The organism is Pluralibacter gergoviae ATCC 33028 = NBRC 105706 (genome assembly GCF_001598855.1).
Lineage (GTDB): Bacteria > Pseudomonadota > Gammaproteobacteria > Enterobacterales > Enterobacteriaceae > Pluralibacter > Pluralibacter gergoviae.
In genome coordinates this window covers 60,329-74,257 of sequence record NZ_BCZS01000023.1, presented here as the reverse complement: position 1 = coordinate 74,257, position 13,929 = coordinate 60,329, and the positions used below count along the sequence as shown (strand labels likewise).

7 protein-coding genes are annotated in these 13,929 nt (G+C 71.5%); all 7 read left to right on the top strand.

The window, feature by feature from the left end; translation table 11 throughout:
- Positions 1-713: hypothetical protein (locus tag ENGE1_RS28830; RefSeq protein WP_218016960.1), on the top strand; the 713-nt coding region annotated here is incomplete at its 5' end.
- Entirely contained in the window at positions 710-2,932 is a 2,223-nt protein-coding gene (locus ENGE1_RS19665; RefSeq protein WP_048252811.1) for a bifunctional Gfo/Idh/MocA family oxidoreductase/class I SAM-dependent methyltransferase, read from the top strand. The genes ENGE1_RS28830 and ENGE1_RS19665, both read left to right, overlap by 4 nt.
- On the top strand, positions 2,919-3,611 hold the full coding sequence (locus ENGE1_RS19660) for a VOC family protein (RefSeq protein ID WP_053075556.1): 693 nt from the start codon (positions 2,919-2,921) through the stop codon (positions 3,609-3,611). Before ENGE1_RS19665 ends, ENGE1_RS19660 begins: the two co-directional genes overlap by 14 nt.
- A complete protein-coding gene (locus ENGE1_RS19655; protein ID WP_199885302.1) occupies positions 3,611-4,999 on the top strand; it encodes an FAD-binding oxidoreductase in 1,389 nt (462 codons plus the stop codon). The genes ENGE1_RS19660 and ENGE1_RS19655 overlap by 1 nt, the downstream gene beginning before the upstream one ends.
- On the top strand, positions 4,996-10,356 hold the full coding sequence (locus ENGE1_RS19650; RefSeq protein ID WP_048252813.1) for a non-ribosomal peptide synthetase: 5,361 nt from the start codon (positions 4,996-4,998) through the stop codon (positions 10,354-10,356). Before ENGE1_RS19655 ends, ENGE1_RS19650 begins: the two co-directional genes overlap by 4 nt.
- Positions 10,353-12,137, top strand: a complete 1,785-nt coding sequence (locus ENGE1_RS19645) for an ABC transporter ATP-binding protein (protein ID WP_048273045.1) — start codon at positions 10,353-10,355, stop codon at positions 12,135-12,137. The genes ENGE1_RS19650 and ENGE1_RS19645 overlap by 4 nt, the downstream gene beginning before the upstream one ends.
- Positions 12,134-13,870 (top strand): ABC transporter ATP-binding protein, encoded by a 1,737-nt coding sequence (locus ENGE1_RS19640; RefSeq protein ID WP_048252814.1) that lies wholly within the window; start codon positions 12,134-12,136, stop codon positions 13,868-13,870. The genes ENGE1_RS19645 and ENGE1_RS19640 overlap by 4 nt, the downstream gene beginning before the upstream one ends.
- The last annotated feature ends 59 nt before the right edge of the window (positions 13,871-13,929 follow it).

Below are 13,929 nucleotides of genomic sequence, written 5' to 3'. Positions count from 1 at the left end.
GGCCGGCGGGCGCCCGGGCGCTGTTCGCCGCCGGGGCGCTGCCGGGCCTCTCCGGGGCGCTGCCGCTGTGGCTGGCGGATAGCATACCGAAGCCGCAGCGGCTGCACTGCTGGTTTGGAATACTCGACGGCTTTACCGCCGCCGGGGCAGAAGACTATCTCGACGGCGTTCTGCAGAGCGGCAGCGGCGGGCCGCCCCTGCGCGGCGCGGCGCTGCCCTTTTTTCCGCGCCCGCTGACCCTGCAGCCCTTTAGCGACCGGGAAACCCGCTACGTGGCCGCCCGCCTCGGCGTTGACGAGAGCCGCTGCTGGCTGGCGCTGGAGGGGCAGCACCTCGTCAGGGCGCTGGAGCAGGCCCGCGCCCTGCCCGGGGCGCAGGCCGTTGATGCCATCGTGGCCGGCTCGGCGCTCGACGTCGCCGGCCGCAGGCCGCAGGCGCAGTTCCTGATTCAGCTTGACGGACTGCGCGACGGCGCGCCCGCAGCCGTCACCCTGCGGCTCACCGCGCCGGGCGTTGCTCACCTTACCGCCGCCTGCGCGGCGGCCTGCGCCCTGTGGCTGACCGAGGCGGCGCCGACGGTGGGCCTGGCGGCGGAGCAGGTGCCCGCCGACGAGCTGATCCGGCTGCTGCGCCACCTGCCCAGCGGCGTTGAGCTTGAGGTGTTTAATGCCGGCGTTGATGACCTGCGCGAGACCTCGGGAGGTGCGCTATGACGCCGCTAAAGGTGATAGTGTGCGGTTCAACCTTCGGCCAGTTCTGGCTGGCGGCGCTGGCCCGCTACCCGCAGCGCTTTACCGTCGCCGGGCTGCTGGCCGGCGGCAGCGCCCGCAGCCGGGCGTGCGCCGAACGCCACGGCATTCCGCTGTGGACGTCGCCAGATGCGCTGCCGGACGATATCGACATCGCCTGCGTGGTGCTCCGCGCTTCGGTGCTGGGCGGCGAGGGCAGCGCCCTGGCGCAGGCGCTGATGGCGAAGGGGATCCACGTTATTCAGGAGCAGCCCCTGCACCATGACGAAGTGGCCGCGAATCTGCGCTGCGCCCGCCGCTGCGGCGTCCACTTCCGGGTGGGCAATCTCTATCCCCATCTGCTCGCGGTACGCCAGTTCAGCGATGCCGCCCGGCGGCTGCTGCGCCGTCAGGCGCCGCAGTATATTGATGCCGCCTGCGCAGGCCAGGTGGCCTTCCCGCTGATCGCCATGCTGGAGGAGAGCCTCGGGGCGCTGCGGCCCTGGCAGTTCGCGGCGGCGGAACAGCCGCCGGGCGCGCCCTGGCAGACGGTGCAGGGCAGCCTTGCCGGGATCCCGCTGACCCTGCGGGTGCACAACGAGGTCGATCCCGACGATCCCGATAACCACTTCCAGCTATTGCACCAGATTACGTTAGGCTTTCCCGCCGGGCGGCTGTCGCTGACCGATACCCACGGACCGGTTATCTGGAGCCCGCGCCTGCACGTCCCGGAAGGCGTCAAGCAGGGGCGCGACTTCAGCGGCGCCGACGCGGCGCACCTGCTGGAAGAGACCAGCGCCGCGCTCGGCGAACCGCTGTGCGACAGCTGGCGCACGGCGCTGGCGGAGCGCTGGCCGGAAGCGATTGCCGCCGATCTGCTGGCGCTGGCGGAGTCCCTTCAGGCGCCGGACGCGCCCGCCTGGCAGCCCCAGGCGCTGCTCGCCCGCTGCCAGGCCTGGCAGGCGCTGACCCGGGCTATCGGCTATCCGCGCCTGGTTCCCGGCCAGGCCTTCCGGCCGCTGGCCCGCACCCTGCTGCCGGAAACCCGGCGGCCGGCGGCCCCGGCGGCGGCGCTGCCCGATTTCTGTGCCCGGGCGGAAACGTTGATCGCCGACATCGGGGCGCAGGAGGTAAGGGCGTTCGTCGCGGCGATGGACGACGCCTGCCTCGATGCGATGCTGTTTAGCCTGCAGGAGGGCGGGGCGCTGCTCGACCCCGACCGGGGCTGGGAGCTGCCCGCCCTGACGGCGCAGCTGCGGGTTGCCGCGCAGCACCGGCCGCTGATCGCCCGCTGGCTGGCGCTGCTGGCGGATGCCGGACGCCTGACTCTGCGCGGCGGCTGCTACTTCAGCGCCGCTCCGCTGGCGCGGTCGGACCTCGACGCCCGCTGGCGGGCGGTGCACCGGGCGTGGGACAACCGGCTCGGCGCCGCGGCGTTTATCGACTACCTGTGGGACAATGCCCGCCTGCTGGGGCCGCTGATGCGCGGCGAACAGCAGGCCGCGCTGCTGCTGTTTCCCGAAGGGCGCAGTGACGTGGCCGAGGCGGTGTACCAGCACACCATCACCGCCCGCTATCTCAATACGCTGATCGGCGACTGGATCCTCGACCGCCTTGCGGACGGCGCGCCGCCGCTGCGGGTGCTGGAGGTCGGCGCCGGGACCGGCGCCACTACCGAGCGGGTGCGCGAGCTGCTGCGCCCGCGCTACGGCGACGCCCCGCCGCTGGCGTGGACCTTCAGCGACGTGTCGAATTTCTTCCTTATTAATGCCCGGCGGCGCTACGCCGGCCTGGAGTGGATCTCGACCGCCCTGCTAGACATCGACCGGCCGCCGCAGGCGCAGGGCATCGCCCCCGGCTCGCAGGATCTGCTGGTGATGGCCGGGGTGCTCAACAACGCCCGCGACAGCGAGCAGACCGTGCGCGGGCTGGCGCAGGCGCTGGCCCCCGGCGGCCACATGCTGGTCAGCGAACCGACCCGCGAGCATCTGGAAATTCTTATCTCCCAGGCCTTTATGATGCCGCCGCCGCAGGACGACCGGCGGCGCAGCGGCCTGCGCTTTCTCACCGTCGCCCAGTGGCGGGATCTGTTCCGCCGCGCCGGGCTGGAGGTGGTCGCCTCTCTGCCCGATGAGGGGCACCTGCTCGCGCCGCTCGGCCAGCGGCTGTTTATCGTCAGGAGGCCGCCGGATGCTGCGCTGTAGCCATATTCTCTGCAAGGTCAGGCGCATTGACGACTGCGTGCGCGATCTCGAGCTGGCGGGGTTCAGCGTGCAGCGCGGCGGGGCGCACAACGCCCTGGTGTGGTTCGAGCAGGGGCCGTTTCTTGAGTTCTTCGAACTGCCCGGCTGGTGCCGCCCGCTGAGTCTGCCCTTCGGCCTGCGCTTTGGCCGCAGCGCCGGGCGGCGGCTGGCCTTCTGGGCCGGAGCCGGGGAGGGCTGGTGCGACGTGGCGCTGGAGCCGCGCGGCTACCGGCCGGACGATCCGCTGCACCTCGATGATATTCATCGCCGCCTGCGCGCGCTGGCGCCGGGAGCGTCGCGCATTATTAACGGCAGCCGTAACAGCGCCGGGGGCGGACGCGTCCGCTACCGCTTTATGACCGCGGGCGAGCGTCAGCTGCCGTTTATCGTCTCCCACTACCACCCGCCGCAGCGGCCCGAACGGGTGCGGCACGCCAACGGCGCGCGCTCGGTGGCGCGGGTCGATCTTCATCTGCCGGCTACCGCGCACGCCGCCCTCGGGCAGCTGCTGCCGGAGGATGCCTGGCTGAAAACGCACATCGGCGAGCGAAGCCTTGGCGTGACGCTGGCGGGGTGGCGGGCGCTGCCGCAAACCTCACGCTTTATCCGCCGTCTGTTCAGCATAACTCAGGAGCCATGATGAACGACCTTTTTTGCCACCTGCGCCCGTCGCTTACGGGCGATCTGCTGCTGCCCGGCGACCCCGGCTTTGATGCCGCCCGCCGGGTGCGCAATGCCCGGGTGGACCGCACCCCGGCGGCCATCATCCGCGCCCGCGGCGTCAGCGATATTCAGCAGGGGCTGCGGCTGGCCGGGGAACATGACCTGCCGGTCGCCCTGCGCGGCGGCGGGGCCCACGTAGCCGGGTACGGTACCTGCGACGGCGGGCTGCTGCTCGATCTGTCGCTGATGAAGGCCATTGCGATTGACGCCGGGCGGCGGCTGGCCCACGTTGCGCCGGGCGTGACCTGGGGCGAGCTGGACGCTGCCGCTCAGGCCCACGGCCTGGCGGTGCCCGGCCCGCGCAATCCCGCGATCGGCATTGCCGGGCACACCCTCGGCGGCGGCGTCGGCGACCTGTCGCGCCAGTTTGGCCTCACCAGCGATAACCTCGCCGCCTGTGAGCTGGTGACGGTCGCCGGCGACGTGCTGGAGGTGAGCGCCGACAGCGATCCCGGGCTGCTGTGGGGCCTGCGCGGCGCCGGGGGCAACTTCGGCGTTGTCTCGCGCTTTACCTTCCGCCTGCATCCGGTGGACGGCGTGGTGGCCGGGGTGGTCGCCTGGCCCGCCGCGGCCATTCCGGCGGTACTGCGCCGCGCCCGGGCGTGGCTGGCGCAGGCCCCGGATGAGGCTTCGCTTATCGCCCTCGTCTGGACCGCGCCGCCGCTGCCGTTTCTGCCGGAGGCGCTGCACTTCGAACGCGGCATTATGCTGATCCCCACCTGGTTCGGCGCGCCCGAACGGGCGGGGGAGGTGCTCGGCCCGCTGCGCGAGGGCGCGCTGTGCGACACCCTCGCGCCGATGGCCTATGTGGACTACCAGCGGCTGCTGCCTTCGGCGCCGGACTTTCAGCGTCAGCACGTCTATAACCGCGGCGAACTGCTGCCCGACCTCGACGACGCCACCCTCGACGGGCTGCTGGCGCTGTTCGACCGCGCCGGGCCCAATTTTTCGCTGGTCTTCGGCGCCCTCGGCGGCGCCATTGCCCGGGCGCCCGCCGGCGAAACTGCCTGGCCTTACCGACAGGCCCGCTGGTTCGTCGAGGTCTGCGCCCAGTGGTACGGCGCGGCGGACAACCCGCTGATGCTGGCCCCGGCGGTGGAGGCGTGGCAAATGCTGCAGGCGGTAAGCTGCGGTCCCTATGCCAACCTGCTGCCGGACCATGAAGAGCGCTGGGCCAGGGCCGCCTACGGCCCCGGCTGGGGGCGCCTGCAGGCGCTCAAGCAGCGCCTCGATCCCGATAACCGCTTACGCTTCAACGTCAACATTACGCCCGCGCCCGGCGCGGGCGGGGAGGATTTCGCATGACCCAGCAGCAGACTGCCGGAGATCTACTTAAGCGCCTGCGGGCCAGGGGTGCCCGGCTGTGGGACGAGGCGGGCAAACTTAATTACCGCGCCCCGCAGGGGGCAGTGAGCGCAGAGGATCTGGCTGCGCTGAAGCTGCACAAGGCGGCGATCCTCGCGCTGCTGCAGGCGGAGCAGCAGGGCGAGCTGCGGGCCAATGCCGACGAGCGCTATCGGCCCTTCCCGCTGAGCCCGGTGCAGGGCGCCTATCTGATAGGGCGCAGCGACGCCTTCGGCTACGGCGGCGTTGCCTGCCACGTCTATCTGGAAGTCAGCTACCCGCCGCTGGCGCCGCAGCGGGTGACCGATGCCTGGAACGCGCTGATCGCCCGCCACGACATGCTGCGGGCGGTGTTCGACGAGGCGGGCAGCCAGCGGGTGCTGCCCGAGGTGCCGCCGCTTGCTATCCCGGCGGCCTCCGGCGAGGCGGCGCTGCTGGACGCCGCGCGCGACGAGATGGGCCACCGGCGCTACCGCCCGGATAGCTGGCCGCTGTTCGGCCTGCGGCTGTCGCAGCTGGCGGACAAAAGCGTCCTGCACCTGTCGATGGACTTCCTGATCGCCGACTGGGCCAGCATCTGGCTGCTGCTCGGCGAGTTTGAGGCCCTCTACCGGCGCCCGGATGCGCCGCTGCCGGTGCCGGACATTCAGTTTCGCGACTACCTTCTCGCCCAGCGCGGGCTGGAGGACTCCCCGGCGGCGCAGCGCGACCGCGACTGGTGGCAGCAGCGGCTGGAAACCCTGCCCGCCGCCCCGCAGCTGCCGCAGATGGACGAGGGATCCGCAGCGGCTCCGGCGCGCTTTACCCGCCGCTTCCTGCAGCTGCCTGCCGAACGCTGGCAGCGCCTGAAGCAGCGGGCGCAGCAGCTGGGCGTTACCCCTACCGCGGCGGTGCTGACGGCCTACGCCAGCGTGCTCGAACGCTGGGCGGCCTCGCCGCACTTCTGTCTCAACCTTACCGTGCTTAACCGCCAGCCGCTGCACCCGCAGGTGGGGCTGCTGGTGGGCGACTTTACTGCCGTCAGCCTGCTGGAAGTGGACCTGCAGCGCGGCGAAAGCTGGGCCAGCCGCGCCGCCGCCGTCGGCCGCCGGCTGTTTGACGATCTCGACCACCGCCTCTGCTCCGGCGTGGAGGTGATGCGCGATCTGGCCCGCCTCAGGGGCCGCGACTATGCCCTGATGCCCTACGTCTTTACCAGCGCCATCGGCCTGGTGCCGCAGACTGACGACGCCGCGCTGCAGGGCAAGCTCGACGGGCGCGGCATCACCCAGACGCCGCAGGTATTTATCGACTGCCAGGCGATGGACAGCGCCGACGGCCTGCAGGTCAACTGGGACGTGCGCGACGGCGTCTTCCCGCCGGGGATGGTGGACGATCTGTTTGCCGCCTTTGCGCAGCTGATTGACGCCCTTGCCGGGGAGGAAGGTATCTGGCAGGCGCAGGCGGAGGTTGCCCTGCCGGGCTGGCAGCAGGAGATGCGCTGCGCGGTGAATAATACCGCCGCGTCGCTGCCGGAGGGCGGCCTGCACCTGCCGTTCTTTGACCAGGCCCGCCGGACGCCGCAGGCGCTGGCGGTGGCCGATGCCGCCCAGCAGATGAGCTACGGCGAGCTGGCCGACGCCGCGCTCGCCGTCGCCGGTCGCCTGCAGTCGCGCGGCGTGCGGCCCGGCGAGCGGGTGGCCATCGTACTGGAGAAGGGTGTCCTGCAGGCGCAGGCGGTGCTGGGGGCGATGGCCGCCGGCGCGGTCTGGGTGCCGGTCGATCTCAGCCAGCCGCCGCTGCGCCGCCGGCAGATTTTCGCCGATGCCGACGTCCGCGCGGTACTGACCAGCCGCGGCGTCGCGGATATCGATCCGGCGCTGCGCATCGACCTCGATATCCCGGCGGCCCGGCCGCCGCTGGCGGCGCCGTGGCAGCCGGCGAACGACGATGCCGCCTACGTTATCTATACCTCCGGCTCCAGCGGGCAGCCGAAGGGCGTGGTGGTCGGGCACCGGGCGGCGCGCAACACCGTGGAGGATATTAACCGCCGCTTTGCCGTCACCGCCGATGACCGCGCGCTGGCCCTGGCGCAGCTCGGCTTTGACCTGGCGGTATATGACCTGTTTGGTCCGCTCGGCGCGGGCGGGGCGCTGATCTATCCCCGCAGCGACCGGCTGACCGATCCGTCCCACTGGGCGGCGTGCATTGATGCCCACGGGGTGACGCTGTGGAACAGCGTCCCGGCCCTGATGCAGATGCTGCACGGCTGGCTGATGAGCGAACCCGAACGGCAGCTTAAAACGCTGCGCCTGGCGCTGCTCTCCGGCGACTGGGTGCCGCTGGCCCTGGCCGAACAGCTGGGCGAGCGCCTGCCGCAGCTGCAGCTGGTGGCGCTGGGCGGCGCCACCGAGGCGGCCATCTGGTCTAACTACCACTGCTGGCGGGGGCGCGATCCGCGCTGGCGCAGCGTGCCCTACGGCCTGCCGCTCGCTAATCAGTTTTTCCGCGTGTGCGATGCGGGTGGGCGCGACTGCCCGGCGTGGGTCGCCGGCGAATTGTACATCGGCGGCGCGGGGCTGGCCCAGGGCTATCTCAACGACCCTGAGAAGAGCGCCCGCCACTTCATCACCGCCCCCGGCGACGGGCGGCGGCTCTACCGCACCGGCGACCGGGGCCGCTACCTGCCGGACGGCGAGCTGGAGTTTCTCGGCCGCGCCGACAACCAGCTCAAAATCAAGGGCCACCGCATTGAGCCCGGCGAGATTGAGGCGGCGCTGTGCGCGCTGCCGGGCGTCGATGCCGCGCTGGTGGTGCCCTGCGGCGAAGGCAGCCAGCGCCGGCTGCTGGCGCTGGTGAGCGCCGCGCGGCAGACGGCGCAGGACGCAGACTACAGCAGCGCGGTAGCCGCCGTTGACGACGCCACCCGCTGCCTGACCCGGCAGGTGACGGCGGCGCAGCTGCATAATGCGATGACCGCTCTCGACGCCTTTGCGCTGCGGGCGATGGCCGACGCCCTGGCCCGCTACGCGGACGGCGGCGATGACGCCGTCCTGCCGCGCCTGCGCTGGCTGGTGCGCCGCTGGCGGGCAATGATCGCCGCCGCCGGGCCGCAGCGGCGCGTTGAGTGGCAGAACGTGGTCGAACTGTGGCGGCCGCTGCTGGAGGGGCCGGCGTTTCTCGACTATCTCCGCAGCAGTTTCGATAACCTCAACGCCCTGCTGGAGGGCCGGGCGGATGCCCGGAGCCTGCTGTTCCCGCAGGGGGCGCTGACCTTCGTGCGCGCCCTGTACCGCGAGAACGCGATGGCCCACTACCTGAACGGCGCGGTCAGCGCCCTGATTGCCGGGCTGCCGGAGAGCGGGCGGCCGCTGCGCATCCTCGAGATCGGCGCCGGCAGCGGCGGCACCAGCGAGTCGGTGCTGGCGGCCCTCGGCGACCGCCCGGTGGAGTACCACTTCACCGATATCGCGCCCTTCTTCCTGCCGGAGGCCCGCGCCCGCTACGGCGGCCGTCCGGGAATGCGCTTCGGCCTGCTGGACATTGATAATGACGTCCGCGCCCAGGGCTTCCTGCCGGAGCGCTACGACGTGGTGCTGGCGGCCGGGGTGCTGGAGAACGCCCGCGACCAGCGCCGGGCGCTGGAGAACATCCGCCTGCTGACCGCCCCGCAGGGCTGGGTGGTGCTCACCGAACCCACCCGCGAGTGCCCGTGGATCATGGCCTCGCAGGGCTTCATGATGACCCCGCCGGAGGACGACGCGCGCCGGGAGGCGAGCTATCTTGGCCTTGCGGAGTGGCGGGCGCTGCTCCAGGCGGTCAACGACGCGCCGGTGCTGGCGCTGCCGCAGGCGGATCATCCGCTGGCGCAGCAGGGCTTCCACCTGCTGGCCCAGCAGATCAAGCGCGACCGCGCGGCGCTGGACGCCGACGCGCTGGCGAGCGCGCTGCGCGAGCGGCTGCCGGCGTGGATGATCCCGGCGCAGATCCAGACCGTGCCCGTGCTGCCGTTGACCGCCAACGCTAAGCTGGACCGGCGGACGGCGGCGCAGTGGTGGGTCGAACCACCGGAAGAGGTGGTACAGGAGCAGGGCGCGCGGAGCTGCGACGATCCGCTCCAGCGGCTGATCGCCGACTACTGGGCCGAGGCGCTGGGCGTGGCCGGCATCGGCCCGGATCAGGATGTTTACGATCTGGGGGCAGACTCGCTGATCATGGCCCGCATGGCGGGCAGGCTGCGCCAGGCGCTGGCCGACGAGCCGTGGCAGATGGGCGATATCTCCTTCGATACCCTGCTGCGCCATCTGCTCAACGGCCCGACGGTACGCGCCCTGGCCGGGGCCCTGCGCGGCGGCAGGCCGCAGGCGAGCGCCGAACTGCCGCAGAGCGCGGCCGATGAGGCGATATCCGGCCGGGCACCGGGCAGCAACGGCATCCTGCTGCCTTTCGGCGGCGGTGAAGCGGGGCCGCTGCGGGTGGTGTTCCACGCCGGACTCGGCACGATGGACTGCTTCCGGCCGCTGCTCGCCGAGCTGGACACCCGCCCGCGCGGCCCGCTGATCGGCATCGTCATTGCCGACACCGACATTTACTGCGGGCTGGCGCCGCAGCGGGCGGTGGAGCAGATGGCAGACGACTACGCCCGCCGCCTGCTGGCCACCGGCCAGCGCCGCTTTCAGCTGATCGGCTACTGCCTCGGCGGCCTGTTCGCCGTGGAAGTGGCCCGCCGCCTGAGCGAGCAGGGGGCCCAGGTCGACGATCTGGTGCTGATCAGCAGCCATCCGGTGCTGTTTGAGGTGCAGGACGACCTGATGATCGAAGCGCTGTTTATCCCCAATTTGCACATCACCCTCAGCGAAGCGGGTTTTGGCGAGGTGAACGGCGACGCGCTGGTGGGCGGCTTTATGCAGGCGCTGGCGCAGCACGGCGGGCGGGTGCCCGACGGGGCGCTGGCGCAGCTGCCGGGCGAGGCGGGCAACTTCTTCCGCCGCCTGGCGGCCCTGCCGATAGAGGCGCGCTTCGCGCAGTATGCGGCAGCGGCGGGGCGGGCCGGGCAGCAGATGCCCGGCGAGATGGCGCTGGGGCTGTTCCGGGTGTTTCGCCAGAGCTTCCGCGCGGCGCACTTTACGCCCGAGGCGTACTTCGGCGATATCCGCTTCCTGCTGCCGACGGAGGGCTCCGGTTTCGCGCCGGGCATGGACGACAATACCCTCGCGTTCTGGCGCGAGGCGTGCCTCGGCGAGGTGGCGGTGACGCCGATTGCCGGCAACCACTTCAGCTGCATTGAGGCCGATCACGCCGGGCGCGTGGCGGCGTTAATCAACGAGGGGCTGCAATGAAGCTGCTGGGCGAACCGGGCATTTTAGTCGCGCAGGAGCCCGCCGTGGCGCGGATGCTCAATCTGGCGCTGGCCTGCGGCGGCGCGGCGGGCGCGCTCAACGTGGCGGGAATGGCGCTGCTGGCGGCGGCGGTCGCGCCGCTGCTGCAGGTGGCGCAGCTGTCCCAGCCGGTGCTGCTGGCGCTGGCGGCCAGCGTCGGCGCGCTGCTGCTGGCCTTTTTTCTGCGCCAGCAGGCGGAGGCGCGGGCGCACGCCGCCAGCTACCGGCTGGAGGTGGCCCTGCGCGAGCGGCTTATCGACCATCTTGCCCGCCTGCCGCTGGGCGTGGTGCAGGGCTGGGGCAGCGGCCGGGTGCGCAAGATCCTGCAGGACGACGTTAAGGCCCTGCACATTGCGGTAGCCGACGCGGTGCCGTTTATCGGCGCCGGCCTCAGCCAGCCGCTGGCGGCCCTGCTGCTGCTGGCGCTGGTGCAGTGGCGGCTGGCGCTGGCCGCGCTGGTGATGCTGCCGGTGAGCGTCGCCTGCATGGCGCTGATGGCCCGCCAGCAGCCGCAGCAGCGGGCCCGCTACAGCGAGGCCGGGGAGGCGGTCAACGCCGGGGTGATCGAGCTGGTGCAGGGCATGGCGGTGATGCGCACCTTCGATAACGGCGAGGCGGGCTGGCGGCGCTTTACCGGCCGCCTGAACCAGTTCACCGACGCGGTGGAAGCGTGGATGGCGGCCAGCCGTCTGCCGTGGAAAATCAACCGCGCGGCGGGGGCGGCGCTGCCTACCGCCGGGGCGATACTCGCCGCCGGCTGCGTCCTGTACGCCGCGGGCCAGGTGACCCTCGCCGAGTGGCTGCTGGCTATGACCATCGGCACGCTGCCGGTGAAGGCCCTGGAGCCGCTGATGCATCTTGCAAACTACCTCAGCGACGCCGGGGCGGCGTCGCGCCGCATCCGTGAAGTGCTGGCGCAGCCCGCGCTGCCGGAGCCGGAGATCCCGCAGCAGCCGCAGGGGCACGCTCTGCGGCTGGAGAACGTCAGCTTCTGCTATCCCGGGCGGACGGCCCCGGCGCTGAGCGACATTACCCTCAGCCTGGCGCCGGGCGCCCGCTGCGCCATCGTCGGCGCCTCCGGCTCCGGCAAGTCCACGCTGGCGCGTCTTATTCCGCGTTTCTACGACGTCAGCGCCGGACGCATCACCCTCGGCGGCTGCGATATCCGCGGCATGCGCAGCGACGCCCTGCTGCGGCAGATGGCGCTGGTGCTGCAGGAGCCGTTTCTGATAAGCGGCACCCTGGAGGAGAACCTGCGCCTGGCCCGCCCCGACGCGAGCGACGCCGAGCTGCGGGCGGTGATGGACGCCTGCGGCGTGACGGCGATTATCGACGCGCTGCCGGACGGCCTGCAGACCGCCGTCAGCGAGCGCGGCGGCTCGCTCTCCGGCGGCCAGCGCCAGCGCATCACCTTAGCCCGCGCGCTGCTGGCGAACGCCCCGCTGCTGATTATGGACGAGGCAACCTCCTATCTTGACGCCCACAGCGACCGGCTTGTTCAGCGGGCGCTGGCGCAGCTCGCGCCGCATACCACGCAGATCGTGATTGCCCACCGCCTGCATGCGGTAGTCGATGCCGACCTTATTGTGGTGATGGACGCGGGGCGCATCGTCGAGCAGGGGCGGCACGCCGACCTGCTGGCGCAGGAGGGGCGCTACGCCCGGCTGTGGCAGCACTACCGGCAGACCCGCCGCTGGACCCTGCGCCGGGAGCGTGACCAATGCCGGGAGCGCGATCAATGATGCGCATCTACCGGATGATGATTGCGGTGGCCGGGGAGTACGCCGGGCCGTTTCGCCGCACGCTGCTGCTGGCGGCGGCGGCATCGGTTGTTCAGGCGCTGGCGTGGGCCATCACCCTGCCGCTGCTCAATATCGCCCTGGCGGATGGTCCGCTGCGCCGCGCCGCGCTGGCCGGCTGGCTGGGACTGCTCGCGGCGCTGATTGTGCTGGAGGGCATCCTGCGCTGGGTGGAAGGCGAGTTCGTTTACCGCTACTGGCACCGCGTCACCGGGGCGATGCGCCTGCGGCTCGCCGGCCGCCTGCGCTGTATGCCGCTGGAGCAGCTGGCGCGGCGCAAAAGCGGCGATCTGGCGACGGTGCTCGGCAATAACGTCACCTTCGCCGCCACCGCCATTTCGTCGCTGGCGACGCTGGCGGTGCAGCTGGCGGTGGTGCCCGGTCTGCTGCTGGGGGTGGTATTCGCCCTCGACTGGCGGCCGGGCGTTCTGCTGCTGCTCGGCGCCGCCTGGGCCGCGCCCTGCCTGCTGCGCGCCCGCCGCGCCGCCGGCGCCGATTTTCAGCGCATCGATGCCGCCGACGCCGACGCCAGCGCGGCGATTGTCGAGTACGTGCAGGGCCAGGCGATGCTGCGCGCCACCGGGCGCGCCGGGGTGGATGCCCCCTGTCTGCGCGGCGTTTTCGACCGCCAGCACCGGGCCCAGCACGCCAGCGGCGATACCGTTCGCCGCATTGCTCAGGCCCAGCTGCGGGCCCAACTGACGCTGGTGGCCGCCGCCGGACTGGGGATCTGGCTGTTTGCCGGCGGAGAGCTGCCGCTGGCCTCGCTGCTGTGCCTGGTGGCGCTGCTGGCGCAGATGGCGGAGCCGCTGACGCTCGGCATGTCGATGCTGCGGCTGTTCGAACTGGCGGACGCGGCGCTGGGGCGGGTCAATGCCCTGCTGGCGGAACCGGATCTGCTGACCGATACCCCGTACCAGCGGCCCCGCCACTTCGGCCTGCGGCTGGAGAACGTCTCGTTTCGCTATCAGGGGCAATCCCGCGCGGTGGTCAGCGGCCTGTCGCTGGCGATCCCCGAACGCTCCTTAACCGCGCTGGTGGGGCCCTCCGGGGGCGGTAAAACCACGCTGACCCGGCTGATGAGCCGCTTCGCCGACCCGCAGCAGGGACGCATTCTGCTCGGCGATGCCGACCTGCGGCACATGCAGCCGGAGACACTGCTGCGCCACGTCTCGGTGGTGTTTCAGGACGTCTGGCTGATGGATGATACGCTCGCCGCCAATATCGCCCTCGGCAGGCCCGGGGCCAGCCGGGAAGAGATAGAGGACGCCGCCCGGCGCGCCCACGTCCATCACGTGATTGCGCGCTTTGCGCTGGGCTACGACACCCCGGCGGGCGAGGCGGGCAGCGCGCTCTCCGGCGGCGAGCGCCAGCGTATCGCCATCGCGCGGGCCATTCTCAAGGACGCGCCGGTAGTCCTGCTCGATGAGCCGACCGCCTCGCTGGACAGCGAAGCGGAGTACTACGTCCAGCAGGCCATCGAGGCGCTGGTGGTGGACAAAACGGTGGTTATTGTCGCCCACCGGCTGTCGACCATTCGTGCGGCGGACCAGATTGCTTTTATCGACGAAGGGCGCTGCGTCGAGCTTGGCTCTCACCCGACGCTGATGGCGAGAGCCGGCGGCCGCTACCGGGCGCTGGTCGAGGCGCAGCGGGCAGATCCGGCCGCGGAATAAAATTTACCTTGCGACCCCGTTGCCAGCGGGGGCGCTGAAGCGCTATAAATGTCTGCTCA